The 18,288-nt window shown below is 62.4% G+C and carries 14 protein-coding genes; 7 read left to right on the top strand and 7 right to left on the bottom strand.

From position 1 onward, the window contains the following. Window positions 1-2 precede the first annotated feature (2 nt). The 4 genes from puuE to RZE77_RS20445 all read left to right on the top strand — a co-directional run bounded on the left by puuE (window position 3) and on the right by RZE77_RS20445 (window position 5,007). On the top strand, window positions 3-974 hold the full coding sequence (gene puuE, locus RZE77_RS20430; RefSeq protein WP_319439010.1) for an allantoinase PuuE: 972 nt from the start codon (window positions 3-5) through the stop codon (window positions 972-974). Then, a complete protein-coding gene (gene uraD / locus RZE77_RS20435; protein WP_319439011.1) occupies window positions 971-2,749 on the top strand; it encodes a 2-oxo-4-hydroxy-4-carboxy-5-ureidoimidazoline decarboxylase in 1,779 nt (592 codons plus the stop codon). The genes puuE and uraD overlap by 4 nt, the downstream gene beginning before the upstream one ends. An 11-nt stretch (window positions 2,750-2,760) precedes the next feature. Beyond that, complete coding sequence (locus RZE77_RS20440; RefSeq protein WP_319439012.1) at window positions 2,761-3,996, top strand: M20 family metallopeptidase; 1,236 nt, start codon at window positions 2,761-2,763, stop codon at window positions 3,994-3,996. Between the two features lie 99 nt (window positions 3,997-4,095). Then, window positions 4,096-5,007 (top strand): alpha/beta fold hydrolase, encoded by a 912-nt coding sequence (locus RZE77_RS20445; RefSeq protein ID WP_319439013.1) that lies wholly within the window; start codon window positions 4,096-4,098, stop codon window positions 5,005-5,007. Here the strand turns inward: RZE77_RS20445 and RZE77_RS20450 are convergent. After that, window positions 4,970-6,286, bottom strand: a complete 1,317-nt coding sequence (locus RZE77_RS20450) for an aminotransferase class V-fold PLP-dependent enzyme (RefSeq protein WP_319439014.1) — start codon at window positions 6,284-6,286, stop codon at window positions 4,970-4,972. The genes RZE77_RS20445 and RZE77_RS20450 overlap by 38 nt on opposite strands. A 2-nt stretch (window positions 6,287-6,288) precedes the next feature. Beyond that, the gene (locus RZE77_RS20455) at window positions 6,289-7,182 is read right to left on the bottom strand and encodes an amino acid ABC transporter substrate-binding protein (protein ID WP_319439015.1); all 894 of its coding nucleotides are present in this window, start codon (window positions 7,180-7,182) and stop codon (window positions 6,289-6,291) included. Between the two features lie 142 nt (window positions 7,183-7,324). On the opposite strand from RZE77_RS20455, the gene RZE77_RS20460 reads away from it, so the two are divergent. Together RZE77_RS20460 and RZE77_RS20465 are read left to right on the top strand one after the other, a co-directional pair. Next, window positions 7,325-8,245: a LysR family transcriptional regulator gene (locus tag RZE77_RS20460; RefSeq protein ID WP_319442390.1), complete on the top strand. Its 921-nt coding sequence runs from the start codon at window positions 7,325-7,327 to the stop codon at window positions 8,243-8,245. Next, complete coding sequence (locus RZE77_RS20465; protein WP_319427239.1) at window positions 8,242-8,721, top strand: SET domain-containing protein; 480 nt, start codon at window positions 8,242-8,244, stop codon at window positions 8,719-8,721. The genes RZE77_RS20460 and RZE77_RS20465 overlap by 4 nt, the downstream gene beginning before the upstream one ends. A 21-nt stretch (window positions 8,722-8,742) precedes the next feature. On the opposite strand, the gene RZE77_RS20470 is transcribed toward RZE77_RS20465, so the two are convergent. Together RZE77_RS20470 and RZE77_RS20475 are read right to left on the bottom strand one after the other, a co-directional pair. After that, window positions 8,743-10,020 carry an NAD(P)/FAD-dependent oxidoreductase gene (locus tag RZE77_RS20470; protein ID WP_319439016.1) on the bottom strand — a complete coding sequence of 426 codons (1,278 nt, stop codon included), beginning with the start codon at window positions 10,018-10,020 and terminating at the stop codon, window positions 8,743-8,745. A 50-nt stretch (window positions 10,021-10,070) separates the two neighbouring features. After that, a complete protein-coding gene (locus RZE77_RS20475; RefSeq protein ID WP_319439017.1) occupies window positions 10,071-10,946 on the bottom strand; it encodes a GNAT family N-acetyltransferase in 876 nt (291 codons plus the stop codon). 724 nt (window positions 10,947-11,670) lie between these two features. Here RZE77_RS20475 and RZE77_RS20480 point away from each other — a divergent pair. After that, on the top strand, window positions 11,671-13,476 hold the full coding sequence (locus RZE77_RS20480) for a TnsD family Tn7-like transposition protein (protein ID WP_319439018.1): 1,806 nt from the start codon (window positions 11,671-11,673) through the stop codon (window positions 13,474-13,476). A gap of 39 nt (window positions 13,477-13,515) precedes the next feature. Here RZE77_RS20480 and RZE77_RS20485 read toward each other — a convergent pair whose 3' ends face one another. Genes RZE77_RS20485 through RZE77_RS20495 form a run of 3 tightly spaced genes read right to left on the bottom strand, consistent with a single transcriptional unit; the run spans window position 13,516 to window position 17,928 of the window. Next, entirely contained in the window at window positions 13,516-14,922 is a 1,407-nt protein-coding gene (locus RZE77_RS20485; protein WP_319439019.1) for a P-loop NTPase family protein, read from the bottom strand. Further along, entirely contained in the window at window positions 14,919-17,045 is a 2,127-nt protein-coding gene (locus RZE77_RS20490) for a hypothetical protein (RefSeq protein WP_319439020.1), read from the bottom strand. The genes RZE77_RS20485 and RZE77_RS20490 overlap by 4 nt, the downstream gene beginning before the upstream one ends. A 1-nt stretch (window position 17,046) precedes the next feature. After that, the gene (locus RZE77_RS20495) at window positions 17,047-17,928 is read right to left on the bottom strand and encodes a PDDEXK family nuclease (RefSeq protein WP_319439021.1); all 882 of its coding nucleotides are present in this window, start codon (window positions 17,926-17,928) and stop codon (window positions 17,047-17,049) included. Between the last annotated feature and the right edge of the window lie 360 nt (window positions 17,929-18,288).

An 18,288-nucleotide genomic window follows, 5' to 3' on the forward strand; every position in this document is an offset into this window, starting at 1 on the left:
CCATGACCGTCTACGACACCACCCTGCCCTACCCGCGCGACCTCGTCGGCTACGGCCGCAATCCGCCCCATGCCCAATGGCCGGGCGGCGCGCGCATCGCGGTGCAGTTCGTCCTCAACTACGAAGAGGGCGGCGAGAACGCCACGCTGCACGGCGACGCCGGCTCCGAGCAGTTCCTCTCCGAGATGTTCAATCCGGCCAGCTTTCCGGACCGGCACATCAGCATGGAAGGCATCTACGAATACGGCTCGCGCGCCGGCGTCTGGCGCATCCTGCGCGAGTTCGAGAAGCGCGGCCTGCCGCTCACCGTGTTCGGCGTGGGCATGGCGCTGGAACGCTACCCCGAGCTGGCCGCCGCCTTCAAGGAGCTGGGCCACGAGATCGCCTGCCACGGCTGGCGCTGGATCCACTACCAGAACCTCGACGAGGCCACCGAGCGCGAGCACATGCGCCTGGGCATGGAAGCCATCGAAAAGCTCACGGGCGAGCGCGCCCTGGGCTGGTACACCGGCCGCGACAGCCCGCGCACGCGACGCCTGGTGGCCGACTACGGCAGCTTCGAATACGACAGCGACTACTACGGCGACGACCTGCCCTTCTGGATGAAGGTGCAGAAGACCGACGGCACCGTGGTGCCGCAGCTCATCGTGCCCTACACGCTCGACTGCAACGACATGCGCTTTGCACTGCCGCAGGGCTACTCGCACGCCGACCCGTTCTTCCAGTACATGAAGGACAGCTTCGACGCGCTCTATGCCGAAGGCGACCCGCAAGGCGACAACAGCCCCAAGATGATGAGCATCGGCATGCACTGCCGCCTGCTCGGACGGCCCGGCCGCATCACCGCGCTGCAACGCTTTCTCGATCACATCGGCCAGCACGAGGGCGTGTGGGTCTGCCGGCGCGTGGACATCGCGCGCCACTGGAAGCAGGCGCATCCCTTCGAAGCGGCCGCCACAGGAGACCCCTCATGAGCCTGACCCTCGACCAACTGAACGCAGCAACGCCCGGCGATGCCCTGGCACTGCTCGACGGCACCTACGAACATTCGCCGTGGATCGCCGAGCGCGCGCTCGCGGCGCGCCCGTTCCGCTCGCTCGCGCACCTGAAGCATGCGCTCGTGCAGGCGGTGGCCGCGGCCTCGGCCGACGAAAAGCTCGGCCTGATCCGCGCCCACCCCGAGCTCGCGGGCAAGGCCATGGTCAGCAAGACGCTCACGGCCGAATCGACCCATGAGCAGGGCAAGGCCGGCCTCACCGATTGCACGCCCGAAGAGTTCGCAAAGATCCAGCAGCTCAATGCCGACTACAACGCCAAGTTCGGCTTTCCGTTCATCCTGGCGGTGCGTGGGCCGCGCGGCACCGGGCTTTCGAAGCGCGAGATCATCGACACCTTCGAGCGCCGGCTGCACCATCACCCGGACTTCGAGCTTGGCGAGGCGCTGCGCAACATCCACCGCATCGCCGAGATCCGGCTCGACGACAAGTTCGGCGCCGACGTCTCGCTCGGCAACGACGTGTGGGACTGGCAGGAAGCGCTCTCGGTGCACACCGACCCGGGTTATGCCGAGAAGGGCCAGCTCACCGTCACCTACCTGACCGATGCGCACCGCGCCTGCGCCGCGCAAATCTCGGGCCTGATGCGCGACTGCGGCTTCGACTCGGTGCACATCGATGCGGTCGGCAATGTGGTCGGCCGTTACGAAGGTGCCACGCCCGATGCCAAGGCGCTGCTCACCGGCTCGCACTACGACACCGTACGCAACGGCGGCAAGTACGACGGCCGCCTGGGCATCTTCGTGGCCGTAGCCTGCGTGCGCGAACTCAAGCGCCAGGGCCGGCGCCTGCCGTTCGCATTCGAGGTGGTGGGCTTTGCCGAAGAGGAGGGCCAGCGCTACAAGGCCACCTTCCTCGGATCGGGCGCGCTCATCGGCCACTTCGACCCGCGCTGGCTCGACCAGAAGGATGCCGACGGCATCACCATGCGCGAGGCCATGCGGCACGCGGGGCTGAAGGAAGAAGAAATTCCGAAGATCCAGCGCGACCCGGCGCGCTACCTCGGCTTCGTCGAGGTGCACATCGAGCAGGGGCCTGTGCTCACCGAGCTCGACATCCCCCTGGGCATCGTCACCTCCATCAACGGCGGCGTGCGCTACGTGGGCGAGATGATCGGCATGGCCAGCCATGCCGGCACCACGCCGATGGGCCGGCGCCGCGATGCCGCCGCTGCGGTGGCCGAATTGATCCTCTTCGCCGAGCAGCGCGCGGCAAAGGACGGCGACTCCGTCGCCACCGTGGGCATGCTCGAAGTGCCGAGCGGCTCGATCAACGTGGTGCCCGGACGCTGCAAGTTCAGCCTGGACATCCGCGCGCCCAACGATCCGCAGCGCGACGCCGTGGTGCGCGACGTGCTGGCCGCGCTGCAGGAGATTGCCGACCGCCGCGGCGTACGCTTCGTCATCGAGGAGGCCATGCGCGCCGCCGCCGCGCCCAGCGCGCCCGCATGGCAGCAGCGCTGGGAAAAGGCCGTCGAATCGCTCGGCGTGCCGCTCTTTCGCATGCCCAGCGGCGCCGGCCACGACGCAATGAAGCTGCACGAGGTGATGCCGCAGGCCATGCTCTTCGTGCGCGGCATCAACTCGGGCATCAGCCACAACCCGCTCGAATCGAGCACCAACGACGACATTCAATTGGCTGTGCAGGCCTTCCAGCACCTGCTGGACAACCTCGCCGCCGACCAAGCCCACTGAAAAGAAAAACCATGACCGATTACGCCAAGCTCGACGCCTGGATCGACGCCCACTTCGACGAGGAAGTGCAGTTCCTGCAGCAACTGGTGCAGGTGCCCACCGACACGCCGCCCGGCAACAACGCGCCGCACGCCGAGCGCACCGCCGAGCTGCTGAAGGACTTCGGCCTGGACGCCGAGAAGCACGCCGTGCCGGAACAGGAAGTGAAGGACTACGGCCTCGAGTCGATCACCAACCTGATCGTGCGCCGCAAGTACGGCAAGGACGGCGACGGTGGCCGCACCGTGGCCCTGAACGCCCACGGCGACGTGGTGCCCCCGGGCGAAGGCTGGACGCACGACCCGTACGGCGGCGAGATTGCCGACGGCAGCCTCTACGGCCGCGCCGCCGCCGTGAGCAAGAGCGACTTCGCGAGCTTCACCTTCGCGCTGCGCGCGCTCGAAGCCGTGGCCAGGCCCGCCAAGGGCGGCGTCGAGCTGCACTTCACCTACGACGAGGAATTCGGCGGCATACTCGGCCCGGGCTGGCTGCTCAAGCAGGGCCTGACCAGGCCCGACCTGATGATCGCGGCCGGCTTCAGCTACGAAGTGGTCACCGCGCACAACGGCTGCCTGCAGATGGAAGTGACGGTGCACGGCAAGATGGCCCACGCCGCCATCCCCACCACCGGCGTCGATGCGCTGCAGGGCGCGGTGAAGATCCTCAATGCGCTCTATGCGCAGAACACGCTCTACCAGCAGGTGACGTCGAAGGTCGAGGGCATCACGCACCCCTACCTCAACGTGGGCCGCATCGAAGGCGGCACCAACACCAACGTGGTGCCCGGCAAGGTGGTGTTCAAGCTCGACCGCCGCATGATCCCCGAGGAGAACCCGGTCGAGGTCGAGGCCACGATCCGCAAGGTGATCGCGGATGCGGCCGCGGAAAGCACCGGCATCACGGTCGAGATCAAGCGCCTGCTGCTCGCCAATTCGATGAAGCCGCTGGCCGGCAACAAGCCGCTGGTCGATGCGATCCAGAAGCACGGCGAGCAAGTCTTCGGCGAGCCGATCAAGGCCATGGGCACGCCGCTGTACACCGACGTGCGCCTCTACGGCGAAGCCGGCATTCCGGGCGTGATCTACGGCGCCGGCCCGCGCACCGTGCTCGAATCGCACGCCAAGCGCAGCGACGAGCGCGTGGTGCTCGAAGACCTGCGCCGCGCCACCAAGGTGATCGCGCGCACGCTGAGCGACCTGCTGGCCTGAGCGGAAGCGGCAAGCGGCGCCCGCGTTGCGGGCGTCCGACGCCGCGCATCAGTCGCCACCTACATCCGCCCCCGCGCGCCGGCGCGCAGCATGGGCTGCATGACCGAACGCAGTTCCACACCCACCCTCACGGCCGATGCCCATGCGGTCGCGCATCGCTTCGTCGACCTCGACGGGATGCAAGTCTTCTACCGCGAAGCCGGCCCGCGCGACGCACCGGTGCTGCTGCTGCCGCACGGCTATCCGTGCTCGTCGTTCCAGTACCGCCGCCTCATGCCCCTGCTGGCGGACCGGTGGCGCCTGGTGGCGCCGGACTACCCGGGCTTCGGCCTCAGCGAAACGCCGCCCGCCGAGGCCTTCGGCTTCGACTTCGATGCCTATGCGGGCTTTCTGGAGGCCTTCTGCCGCAAGCTGGGGCTCGATCGCTACGCGCTCTACCTGCACGACTACGGTTCGCAAATCGGCCTGCGCCTGGCCATCCGCCATCCGGAGCGCGTGGCCGCGGTGATCATCCAGAACGGCGACATCTACGAAGACACGCTCGGCCCCAAGTACCGCGCCATCCAGGCTTTCTGGCGCGATCCGTCGGCCAGCAACCGCGCGGTGCTCGAGAAGGCGGTGAACGAAGAGGGCTTCCGCGCCGAGTTCGTCGGCGAGGTTCCCGAGGCCCAGGCGGCGCAGATTCCGCCCGACCTGTGGAAGCTGCACTGGCCGCTGATGAACACGCCGCAGCGCAGGGAACTCGCGCGCCAGCTGATGGAAGGCCTGAAGCAGAACCTCGAATGGTTTCCACGCTACCAGGCCTTCCTGCGCGAACACCAGCCGCCCGCGCTCATCGTCTGGGGGCCGAACGACGGCTACATGCCCGAGGCCTCGGCGCGCGCCTACCTGCGCGACCTTCCGAAGGCCGAGCTGGTGCTGACCGACGGCGGCCACTGGCTGCTCGAGACGCACCTCGAACAGGTGGTGCCGGTCATCCGGCGCTTCCTGTCCGCGGCCCACTCGCGCTGAGGGCGATCTCCCGCGTCACGCGCAGGAACTTCTCCATGTCGGCCGCCGAGTGGCAGTGCAGCGGCGAAACCCGCACGGTGCCTTCGAGGCCGAAGGAGTCGAGCATGCGCTTCGAATAGATGCTGCTCGCCACGCGCTCATAGACCGTCACGCCGCGCAAGCCGTACTCGACCACGGCCTGCGTGCAGTCGAGGTGCTCGAAGCCGATGCCGATGATCAGGTCGCGCTTCGTCAGGTCCGGATGGTCGAGGAAGACCTTCACGCCTTCGATGCTGCGCAGTCCCGCGGCGCCGCCGCTTCCGTCCAGCAGCACCGACAGCAGGGCCCGCTCGTGCAGCTCGATGTGCGTGATGCCGGCTTCGAACAGGGCGCGGCGCCCGGTGGCCTGCGTGAAATGGCCGCCGAGCCAGCACACGTAGTCGACGATTTCGGTGAGCACGGCAAACTGCCACGGCGCCGAGCTGCCCAGGTCCCAGAAGTCGGGCTTCTTGCCCGCGAGCTTGTGGTGCGGCAGCCGCGCCGCGCGGTCCGACACCCACGACAGGCCCGAGCCGCGGCAGCCGAAGAACTTGTAGGGCGCCACGTTGATGCCATCCACCGGCGTCTTCTGCAGGTCGATCAGGCCGTGTGGTGCGTGCTGCACGGCGTCGACGACGATGTAGAGGTCGGGCTTGATCTCGCGCGCGCGCCGCACGATCTGCTCCAGGTCGAGCTTGGCGCCCGAGATGTTCGAGGCATGGATCACGTTGAGCAGGCAGGTGTCCTTGTCCACCAGCCGCACGATCTCGTCGGCATCGACGCCGCCGGTCTCGCGGTTGCTCCTGGCCACGCGCAGCTCGCGGCCGGACTTGCCGGCATAGAGGCTCATCGCGTCGAACGACGAGGGATGCTCGAGCACGGTGGTGACCATGTTGGTGCCCGGCACGTTCTCGGCCACCGCGCGCACCATGTCGAACATCGCGCCCGACGCCGTCAGCGACGCATAGACGCTGCCGCCGTGCGCGTTGAGGATGGTGCGCACGTCGTCGGTGCCCCGGGCCTGGATCTGCTGCAGCTCGACGGCGGTGGCATGGATGCGCTCGGCGTTGTCGGGAATGGCGTCGACCTGCGCGAAGCGCTCGGCCGCCGCCTTGAGCCGGAACGAGCCGCCCGCGTTGTCGAAGTAGAGGCGCTCGCGCCCGTGGTGGTCGTGGTCGACGTTGAGAAAGCGCTGCTTCACCTCGCGCATCAGCGCATCGGAGAACGCCAGGCCGTTGGCGTGCTGTGTGTTTGCCGGCATTCTCAAACGCCCTTGTTGTTCGGGTTCTTGTAGGCCTCGCGCACCGCGTCGGACATCGGGAAGTTGAGGTTCACGTTGCGCGGCGGAATGGGCGACATGAACCACTTTGCGTAGAGCTTGTCGATGGCGCCCGACTTCATCATCTCGGTCACCGCCTGGTCGACGATGGCCTTAAACTCGGGGTCTTCCTTGCGCATCATGATGCCGTAGGGTTCCTGGCGCAGCACGTCCTTCAGCAGCTTGTAGTCGGAGGCGTTGGGCTGGTTGGCAATGAGGCCGGCCAGCTGCACATCGTCCAGCACGTAGGCCACGGCGCGGTCGCTCGCGAGCAGCAGGAAGGCATCGGCCGTGTCCTTGCCCGCGATTTCCTGCACTTCGATGTTCTCGGTCTTGCGGAAGCCGCGCAGCAGCTGCATCGAGGTGCTGCCGGCCACCGTGGCCACCGCCTTGCCCTGCAGGTCGGCGATCGAGTTGATGCCCGAGTTCTTCTTCACCGCAGCCGTGATGTTGGTGACGAAATGGCTCGGCGCAAAGTCGACCTGCTGCTGGCGCTGCACGGTGTTGGTGGTGGTCGCGCAGTCGAGGTCGACCGTGCCGTTCTGCACCAGCGGAATGCGGTTGGTCGAATTGAGCAGCGTGTAGCGCACCTCGATCTTCTGCAGGCCGAGCTTCGCCTTGATGGCGTCCACCACCTTCAGGCAGATCTCGTTGGTGAAGCCGATGGGCGCGCTCTCGCCGCCGGTCTTGTAGGAGAACGGGATCTGCGTGTCGCGGCTGCCGATCTGCACCGTGCCCGTTTCCTTGATCTTGCGCAGCGTGGGGCTCTCCTGCGCGGCCGCGGCGCCGCAGAGCAGCGCCATGCTGGCGCCGAAAGCGAGGGACAGTTTGAAGTTCATGGAGTGTTCCTTTGAAGATGAGGCCGGAAGTACGCGGGACTACACGGGGCGAATCTTCGGCGCGCCATCAAATTTCCAAAAGCGATTTTTTGTGATTGAATAAGATGAATAAAAGTATTCAGTCCAAGGGGCGTGCACCGTGATGACCTTCAAGCAGCTCGAGGCCCTGTATTGGATCGCCAAGCTCGGTGGCTTCGCGCAGGCGGCCAACCAGCTGCATACCTCGCAGTCGGCCGTGTCCAAGCGGGTGCATGAACTCGAGCTGCTGTTCGACACCGAGCTGTTCGACCGCAGCCAGCGCACCGCGCGGCTCACCGAAAAGGGCGAGGAGATGTTCGTGCTCGCGTCCCGGCTGCTCGAGCAGCGCGATGCCGCGGTCGAGCAGTTCAGCAAGCCCGGCGTGGTGCAGCGGCGGCTGCGCATCGGCGTGACCGAGCTCACGGCCATGACGTGGCTGCCGCGGCTGGTGGGCGTGATCCAGCGGCACTACCCCAAGGTCATCCTCGAGCCCGACGTGGACGACAGCCTGCAACTGCGCGACAAGCTGCTGGCCGACGAGCTCGACCTGGTGATCGTGCCCGACACCTTTGCCGATTCGCGCATGCAGAGCAAGGCCATCGGCAAGGTGCAAAGCGCCTGGATGTGCAAGCCCGGCGTGGTGGCCGCCACCGGCACCGTGCGGCTGCACGAGCTCGCGCGCCACCGCATGCTGGTGCAGGGCAAGAACTCGGGCACAGGGCGCGCCTACGACGCCTGGATGAAGGACCAGGGCGTGCAGCCCGCCGACACCATCGTGGTGAGCAACCTCGTGGCGCTGACCGGGCTCACGGTGTCGGGCCTGGGCGTGAGCTACCTTCCGCGCCAGTGCCTGGACCCGCTGGTTTCGGCCGGCATGCTCGCGGTGATCGACGTGCAGCCCGCGCTGCCGGTGGTGCGCTACGTGGCCATGCACAAGGGCGAGCACCGCAGCGCGCTGACGTCGTCGATCGTGATGCTGGCGCAGGAATGCTGCGATTTCACGCGCATGTTCCAGGCGCAGCAGGACGAAGAGCCTGCAGAATGAGCGGCATGAAACCCCGCAAGCAAACCTCCTCCACGCCTTACATCCGGGTCGGTCCCAGCGGCGTGCACGGACTCGGCGCCTTCGCGACGCGCGACCTGCCCGCCGAGGCCTTCCTCGGCCTCTACGAAGGCCGCCGCTACACGCAGCAGGAGATCGCCGCCAGGACGTGGAACGACCAGCTCACCTACCTGTTCACGCTCTCCAACCAGGAAACGATCGACGGCGCCAAGGGCGGCAACGGCACGCGCCACCTGAACCATGCCTGCGACCCCAACTGCGAAGCCGTCGAGGAATACGACGAGGCGGGCGAGCTGATGCTGAAGTTCCAGACCCTGGTTCCGGTGGATGCCGGCGACGAGCTGTTCATCGACTACTCGCTGACCGCGGACGACGGCTCGACCGCCGAGAAATACCCCTGCCATTGCGGCTCGCCCAACTGCCGCGGAACGATGCTGTCCCCGGCCGAGGCCGACTGACCGCCGGGCCGCCGAGGGTATTCAGCGCACCAGATCCTGGAAGCGGTAGTAGGCGCCAACGATGGGAAGAAACCATGGCTTGCCGAAATGGCCTGGAATCGCCGGCCAGTCGAAGTCCCGCCATGGGTTCAGGTCGGCGCGGCCATCCAGCACCTCCGCCATGATCGCGCCCATATAGGTCGACATGTGGGTTCCGTGCCCGCTATAGCCCATGGAATAGAAAAGGCCATTGCGCTCTCCGGCGCGCGGCAGGCGGTCGCGGGTCATGTCGACCATGCCGCCCCAGCAGTAGTCGATGCGGGTATCCCGGAGCTCGGGGAAGACCTGCACGAGAGATCGCTGCAGGATGGCGCCGCTCTTCATGTCCGACTTGGGGTTGGTCGCCGCGAAACGCGCGCGGCCGCCGAACAGCAGGCGGTTGTCCGGCGTGACGCGGAAGTAGTTGACGAAGTTCTTCGTGTCCGTGGTCATCCGGCGCCGCGGCGTCAGCCGGTCGAGCACTTCGACCGGCAGCGGCTCGGTCACGATGATGAATGCCCCCACCGGCACGATGCGGCGGCGGAACCAGGCCAGTGGCCCCACGGCCGAGGTACCGGTCGCAAGCAGGACCTGCCTGGCGCGGAGGCTGCCGCCTGGCGTTTCGACCTGATGCACCGAGCCTGCCTGGCGCTTGAGGCCGATGACGGGCGCGTTCTCGTGGATGCGCACGCCGCGCTTTGCCGCCGCGACGGCAAGGCCGTGGCCATAACGGCCCACGTGCATGCCTGCACTCTTGCCAAAGACCAGGCCGCCAAAATACTGGTCCGAGCCGATCTCGCTGCGCAGTTCCGCCCGGGTCACCATGTGGGTGTCCGGATCGCACTCCTTCGCCATCAGTGCCTGCGAGCGCGCCAGCTTGTCGTAGTGCTCCGGCTTGGCCGCGAGCTTGAGCTTGCCGACACGCTTGAAATCGCAGTCGATGCCCTCCTCCGCGATCAGCGACTCCACCTTGCAGACGCCCGCATCGAAGGCGCGATAGAGCATGTTGGCGCGCTCCCGCCCGAGCCTGCCCGACAGCGCGCAGTAGTCCTGTGCGAAGCCGTTGTTGCACATGCCGCCGTTGCGGCCGGAAGCAGCGCTGCCCACGGTTGCGGCATCGAGCACCGCAACGCTTGCGCCCTTCTTCGCCAGTGCAATGGCCGCGGACAAGCCGGTAAAGCCTGCGCCGACCACCGCCACATCGACGTCTCCGCTGGGCGCCTCGGCCTGTCCACCGGTGAATCTGGGCGAGGTATCGAGCCAGTAGGGCATCAGCTTCATAGATGAGTTTCCATCGTCTCGGGGACGTAGTGATGTGATGAGCCGCCGCGTCAGCCGAACGACTGGTTGGAAAGGGCAAACAGGCGCGCACCCGCACCCGCACCTACATCTGCATCGACGTTGATGGCCCGCGTGTGGACGCCGCGCACCATGGGCACTGCATGGCCCACGCAGGGCAGCCCCATGGCGGTCAGCCATGCAGACAGGCCGCTGCCCTCGGTCACGTCGAGGCGAAGGAACCGGCCGCGGGCCCGGTCGGCGAGTGCGGCGATCAGGTCCATTGCATCGGCAGCACCGCCTGCACCCGATGCGACCACCGGGCCGATCACCACGCCATGCCCGAATTCCCTTGCGCAGGCGTAGGCCGACAGACCGGTGCCGCGATCGACGACCATCGCCGTGCCGGCCCCGAGCAATGCATCCAGCAATGCAGTCCGGTCCATTCCTGTGGCAGCACGGTCCAGCCGGCGCACGCTCTGGCTGTCTGCTGCCTGCATGGCACGCACGCACGCCAGTGGCGCGGCAGGAAGAGCGGCTTCCGCCGGCAGCACGGCCTGGTGCTGGAACACCTGCCCACGGGCGACAAACCCGAGCTGCGCATAGAGCGGGAGCCCCTCCCGGGTGGCGTTCAGGAACACCGTGCGGTTGCGCGCCTCGTGGAGCAGCTTTCCCATCAAGGCACGCCCCAGGCCCCGCCCCTGCATGCCCGGGTCGACGATGATCATGCCCACCGAGGCATGGCTCTCGCCATGGGGCCACCACATCGCCGTAGCGACCAGGCGGCCGTCCACTTCCGCCGCGAAGCCGCTGCCGAGATCGAAGGCGAAGCGCCAGTCGGCTTCCCGGTAGGGCCACCCCAGTGCGGAGGATTGCCTGACCGCGTCCGGCAAGTGATCGGCGCGCAGCGCGCTCAGGTGCGGCGCCATCTTGTCTGCCGTTCGAAGCGGATGGGGACGGGAAGCTTGGACATCTGCGGACTGTTCGCGTGGGTCTGGTGGTGAACCCATGCTAAAGAAAGCACGGCCGCGTCGATGCCGAACCGGGCACCGGAAAAGGCGCGAAATGCGCGATTGCGCGCCTCCAGCAGCGGATCGTGCGGTGGCCGCCATTGCTATGTGTGAATAAAGTGCGTCGGGAAAGCTCTCACCATAAGCCATTGATTTGGCGGAGTTTTTTTGAGATTCATAACGCAACGCAAAGTGCGTCGCCGTTTTAATGAGCGGTCTCCCAACGCGGCCCCTTATTCATTCCCCCGATAGCGAACAGCTCGTCACAACACGATTCGATGGCTTTTCAAGGAACTGGTCAATGCCCTGCCGGCGGCGGGTGGCAAGCCAATGGAAGGCCGCGCTAATGGCCAAGCATATTGCACGCGGACAAGGGACACGAGTACACACTCTGCCACCACTACCGGTAAACGATAAGCTATGTATCCGCTTCGAGCGGTCATATCAGCATTCATGTCGCGCTTTGTTAACCGCTTCTAGTAACGCCCAATCTTCTCAGGTTCACGTGTAAAGGAAATTTACTGTTTTTCTTGGTATAGCAAGATTTTCTGTAGACCAAGCGAATGCAATTGGCTAAAGTAGCGTTGCCATCCAAACTCGCGGCCTAGAGGATTTTCAATCTCTAAACTTGCCAAGTACTTCGATGATCAAATTCCGGGGTGACGAGCCAAGTTTGAAAGCAATCAGTTGGCTAGAAGACGAAACGTTGCACAGCCTCTGTACTCGTCAGCATTTCCTCTTAGGAAATGTTAAAAGTTCCGAGACAAATTCTCAACTTTTTGGTCAAAGCTCTAGAAAGATCACACATGATTTTCCGGGCGCGATCGACAAATTTGTTGAACGAACGGGTGGCAAATTCGGAGATAGCGAAGAGATCATTCGACGCAGAACGATACTGGCCGCATACCTCCCATTTTTGAGCTCAAGCCAAGAGCAGATTGCACTCGAATCAATGCGACAGGGCTCTGGACACAACGGCGTTTTCGCCAAAATCGGCCTCGGGGGCGAGCGCTATTTCAAGACACAATGCCTGCGTTTTTGCAGGGAGTGTGCAAGCCGAGACATCATCCAACAAGGTACGGCACACTGGCACCGAGACCATCAACTTCCGGGCGTTTTCCGTTGCCTCTTGCACGGTTGCGAACTACATGAACGCTCGATGCGAGACCGTCTTAGAGAATCATATCTAAAGCTCCCGACGCCCAGCCTCATTGACGACCTTGAGTTTGTGCCTGCAGTCACGGCCACAAATCAGCGAGAAGCAGAGGCTCTGAGCAAGATCACGAGTTTCTCGATCAAAATCGCTCATCAACCTGCAGGCTTCAAGATCGAACGGGCACCACTCCTGCAAGCCTATCGATCTCGCTTGATAGGCCGAGGCTGGGCCAATGACAGTCAAAAGCACATCGATTGGAATCGTGCGACGACTGATCTGCTTGGATTCGCGAGTGCTATCGACAGACATCGTACCCATCCGGGTTGGCTTAGCAGCTTGTATGCGAGGTCCAACCTGTTTCACCAGCTGCAAGCGCGTTCGATTCGACCTTTTTTTCAGTTCGTAGTAATCGCGTGGCTTTTCGATAACTGGGAAGACTTCATGGATTGCTATCGAATCCACGCCGCGCAGAAGCCTGCATCGTACGGACAGCAACCGTATTTCCGTTTGCCATCCCGGCGTGCACTTGATATCAACGCTCGCAAGCAGAAATTTGATTACCTGGTTCGAGAGGGCGCATCGGTCTCCGCTGCGGCTCAGACTGTTGGAATTTCAACTGGAACGGGCAGAGGCTGGGCTGCCGCTTTAGGAATCCGGCCCAGGTTCCACCGCAATACCATACCTCAAGAATATCGCGACCGGCTCGACTCAATGATCCGTAGCGGTGAACCACCAGAAGTTATTGCTTTGAAACTTTCTATCTCGGTGAGCAAAGTCGATGAATATCTCAGACTGAATCCTCAAATGCACGAAGAGAGGAAGCGCGCACGTATTCTGAAGCGCCTCGAAGTTGCTCGTGCCAACTGGACATATGCTCTCGAGCGTTCTCGTCGAGGAGACGTAGGAGCGACGAGAGTCGCTTCCTCGGACTACCACTACCTTAGAAAGCACGACGTCCAGTACGCAACGTCATCAGTGAATCTAAATCCACCTGTCACAGCCCGTCGCCACAAGGATCAGCACCAGTGGGCAGAGCTCGAAGAACTCTATGTTCAGGCTATCAGAGCCGCGGCTGGAGAACTCCGAAAGATCGATCCGTATCGCGAGCCGAGCCGCTGGGATATTGTCCTGCGCCTAGAGCATCTTGGCCCGAGCAATGAACTTTCTGCACGTATCCTGATGCCGCGAGTTTTCGCAGCACTTAAACACGAACTCAGGCCGCGGCACCTTCGAACCGATGATGCGAACCCAGATGTGGCTCACAAGCCAGTCGATCCGCGTGAGCTCGATTGAGTCGCCCGATGTTCGAAGAACGCGCCGCTCCAAACAAATCTAGCCTCGCTTTACGCTCGAAGGATTGCGCGGCTTACTTTTCGGTTGGAGAAGCGAGTATGCGGCCTTGACCAAGGCCACAGATTTCATTTCTGATATCGCGTCAGCGGGCTCCGCAGGTGCAGCCGCCCCTGCCGTGCGAGGTCTTGGATCCGCTCTGCGCCTCTGCGCGACTGGAACAGGACTCAGATCAGATTTGATCTTCGCGAGCTCCTTCTTCTCGGCTTCGTTCAGCACGGAGTCTTCAACCGCCTTCCCGAAGCGCTGCTGAAGCAGGCTCCTCAATGCCGCTTGGTATTCGTTGTTTGACGGACTTGCAAACGGACACATGAGATCCCGCTTGATCTTCGTGTTGCCCATCGCATGTGCAAGCAATTGCTCGACCTCTTCTCGGGTCGAGAAGTAGTCAGTGTGCAGGTAGGTCGACTCGACAGTCGACCAGCTCACCGAAGTCTCACCAGCACGCCGAGATGCCCGGAACGATTCTTTTAGCAACTGCTGGAGGTTACGCTTGAGTCCGGCGCTGTAGTTCCACAGCTCCGTTGCCCAATCGACAAGATTGAATGCAAACAGTCCTGGAACTGCAGCTTGCAGCTCCTGCAAATATTCAGCCCACAATGGATCTCGCGGCGAACAAGGAGTCACCAATCTCAAGCGGGCGAGCAACCGTTGACGACTCTCATGTGGCAACTTAAGCATCTTGTAGACCATGCTGAAATTGCAAAAATACGCCAGTGGCGTTCCCAAGCTTGCCGCGCTCAAGAGCAATCTGGCCGCCATGGCTCGAGCGTCTTCCCCATGAGTGAGGAACTGCATCTCGTCGAGAACTGCGAAACAAGCACCCGAGCGATACATCGAACCTCGACATTCGACCATCGTCTGCTTGAGCTTGGAGCCGGGACCGGCCAGTGCTGCGAAGACCAAGGTGCTCTGCGGTCCGTTTTCGATCAGCGCAGATCGCATCGGAATCCATGGAAATGGTTCATATTCATCAGACACCGCGATCGTAGACGCCGGTGGCGTGAACAGTCGCTCCAAAGCTCGGCGCAATGCGCTCTTGCCGACACCGGACAAACCCGTCACGCAGAAAGGGAAAGCCGGTGGTATGTTGATAGTCCCGCTGAAGATAGTCCCCAGAAATGCCTTCTTCGTCCGAAACCATTCGTTAGCGTATGCGAGTGCCACTTCTACAAATTCCAGCAGCAGCCGACACTCGCTCTCGCTCGGAATGTAGATGGCATCCCAAGCGGCTTCGATACGCCGACACGCCACCTCAACAGGGTCGTCTCCAAGCCCTGAAAGGGCCTGCGCCCCCACTCGCACCATCCGAGCTATATCGCCAATGGTCTTGATTCCACGCAGATGACTGGTCCACGGACTCTCACAAGGCTCAACACCATGAGTCAATGAATGACCTCCTTGCCCTTCGAGAGTGCCCGCGTTCGCGCGCCCTCACTGCGGGCTTGCTTGGTTCCATATTTGGCACGCCCCGGCTTGGCTTTGGCCGAGCGCCAGGACTTCCCGGTCTGGGACCGATGCTGCTCTGCGACATGGGCTTCCGTAGCCTGCTGGTGCTCAGGCAGCTTGCGTTCCCATTTTCGGTGTTGGTCCGCTCGCTCCTGCAGTTCGGACAAGGTGACGAAGAACTCGCGATCTGTTGTACGGTACGCAGCTGTCATGTCGAGTTGGATCAGCTTTCCCTTCATATCAAGCCAAATGTGGCGAACACACGCTTCAAGAACCCAAACGTCGACCTCAAGCGTCTGATTCCCATTGATGCACTCCCGTAGGCCGGATTTGTCTAGTGCATCTGAGCGGAAGACTCGCCCCATCAACTCGACACCTCGCCGTGTGAGCTTCGCTTTCACAGGGGTCAAGAAAGCCCGAATCGCATCCTCCCGCAGCATTGCAATGCCATCGTTGCGCATGCGTGCATCGAGCGCCTTCCACAGCCGCAGTGGTGTCGGCACGGAGACCTCCTCAAGCAAATCATCGGATACCCGGTCTTTCACATTCATGCTGTCGTTGTCCCTGATCAACCTCCAGATCTCCTGGACAACCAACTGAAATGCGTTCTTGTCCGAGCGCATGTGAGCCAGCTGATCGTCGACCTTGGGCTCCCGCGGATTGGATGCCTCGATAAGCGCCTTGGATTGCGGGCTACGGCTCGGCGAACCTTCGACAATCACAGGGGTGAACTCATCTTCCCTCGCAAATGCCCCATCCGTTCCGCCGGGGCCGCGATCCTGGATGTCGTGCGGAGAGTTGCCTTCGCTAGGCCACATGTCTGCCGTAATCCGGATGCCAAAGAGGCTGCAGAGCCAGACTTTGTCGACGGCCTGCACAAACCTCGCTATCCGGTAGGCGCTACTGGTTTCCGAGCCGAAGGAAAACCCGATCCCGGTGAAAAGCCCCGAGCGCTGATCTCGCAGCCGAACGACCACCAAGGGCTTTACATCTGCATCGCTGATCAGACCACGAGGAACTTCCTTCAACACGTATGCATCGCCCTCCACGCGCTCCATCAGGTTCGCGACATTGGAGCTGAATGACCCAACGAAGGGTGCGAACTTCGAACGCTCCTTTTTGCGTCCGATGCGGGTACGGCGCTTCTTCTTCTTGCCGATGGTCTGATCGACGTGGTACCAGTACATCTTTTCGGTAGGAAATCGCTCCCCACGCGGATGGTAGAACTCGCGTGCACCGTTGACCTCGCGGGTCTTGCACCCAAAATCCTCGACGACTGCGCGAATGTAAATGTCGTCGAGTTTGACGCCTGATTTGGCTAGGCGCCGATAGGATTCCAAGATCGTCCCGAGCATTGCCCGGTCAGTGTTGTACCCGTGGCCAGGTCCCTCATCGCGGCTTGGTGCCCCCCTCTTGACCAAGGAATTCGAGTCGAGTCGGTCCCAATGTCCGATGCTTGCAAATGAGTAGTGCAAGGCCAGATCGTTGCCTTCAAATGCAAGCCTCGTATAGAACCACCACGAATACCGCGTCTCGTTGACCGCAGGCTTGCAAGATCGCGCGAGCCGGCCGAGTATCTGCTCCGGTTTTTGGGACGCCAGGATCTCGTTCTTGATCTTTAGCGCAGGGGCAATACGCTTGAGCTTGTCCTTGATGCGGTCAGCGTGCTTCTTGACGGCGTTTCGCCTTCCCGCATCGCTCGCATGCAATCTGTCGACAGTGAGTCCAGACAGCCATGGGGGCAAGCTGTTCTGTTCTTCAAATTTTCTTATCATGCCATTGTCGAGCCCGGCCTCGAACTCCGAACGGCCCAAGCGCACAAGGATTGCCCGTGGCTGTGGCTTCCGTTTGCTTCGTGGTGCCGGTTCGGCGTCCTGATCTTTCGCTTCCGACTTCCGCGGATCGTTCCTGGATTTCGGCGGAAAGGCCGGGCCCGGGGCGATGAACTGCACTAGCGAGACAAGCTTGGTGTTCTCATTGCTCTGCAGGAAATGGTAGACCGCCCCTTGCTCCAGGTTGAGATACCCCCGAGGCGCGTAAATCTGTGTTCCAGCAGTTGGCATATCAGTCTCGCGTGAACCAGTTGGCGTAGACCTCGAAGACATCCCTTGTCTCCAACTGCATCGGCTGATCGAAAAGCACTGGGTGAAACAGATCAAGACGCAGATCCCGACTCCAAATCGCGCGATAGAAAGCCGTCTTGAGCTCATCGACGTCAAGTGATGAGGAACTCGCGCTTACGCGCCGGACGACCTCGAGCGCGCATTGCCCCTTCGATATGCCAAGGCGAAACTCTTCCATCAGATCGGCATAAGCCGTCCGACTCAGCGCGAATCGACGCTTCTGATAGAGCAACGCAGCACGAAGGTTGTTGCAAACCTCTGAATCCACGTCCTCGTCAGCGGCGATATCGACCGTCTTGATACCCCCAGCTCGGTAGCGCTCACGCACGATCCGATGGCGCGATATCTCTTGCTCGCGAGCATCTTCTGGGCTCATTCTTGAGAGCTTGAAATCCGGAGGGTTTTGGAACGCATCGCTTGTATCTTTGATGTTCAGATGCACGCAGTAGGGGCCTTGAGAGCCCGCTATGAACGGCAGGAGATCGCCGATGAGGAAACTGGGCACCTCGTAGCGCTGGCCAGCAACCTTGGTCTTGATCGTCGGGTAATGCTTTAGCAACCCCAGTTTCTCGGCGAGCATGCAGGCGCCAGGCAATGGTGCGGGGCGCGAAAGATGTGCTCGCGGATGATCAGTCAGCGGATGGGGTCGTTCATCGAAATGGATGAGACGTTGCTCTTGTAGTTCAAAAACCCAGGGACAGTGCAACACAATCAGCACCACCTTGAACTCTGGCGCTGACAACACGTGGACGTCACGCCCCATTAACGGCCAATAGACGGTGAGATACCCTGACACGCTTGGTGCTTCCTCCCTGGTCGCCAAGATGGAGGGCGTGTAACCTGGACCGAACTCTGGTGGGTCCTGTCTGGTCAGAGTCTTTTTCAGCCGGGCTAGAGTCTGAGCTGTCGTTTTCGGCATAGCACGCCCAAGGAAAGAGATTCCCCTACCGTCTTGACGGTGAGCGACATTTGCGCGACAGTCGAATCAGGTATTACTCAACATATCGCGAAGTCCAGCTCACGCTGGTTGTAAGAACCCGTTTCACCTTTGGCGAGGTGAGCGGGTTTTGTTTTTGGCGTCGGATCACCTGTTGCTCAAATAAGGACTGATGTCCGCCAGTCTGCAGCAGGCAAGAACTTCCGCGCGCGATCGGCCACAAGCTCTGAATTCAGAGGTCGATCT

Origin of the sequence: Variovorax sp. SPNA7 (genome assembly GCF_033807855.1) — a bacterium.
Lineage (GTDB): Bacteria > Pseudomonadota > Gammaproteobacteria > Burkholderiales > Burkholderiaceae_C > Variovorax > Variovorax beijingensis.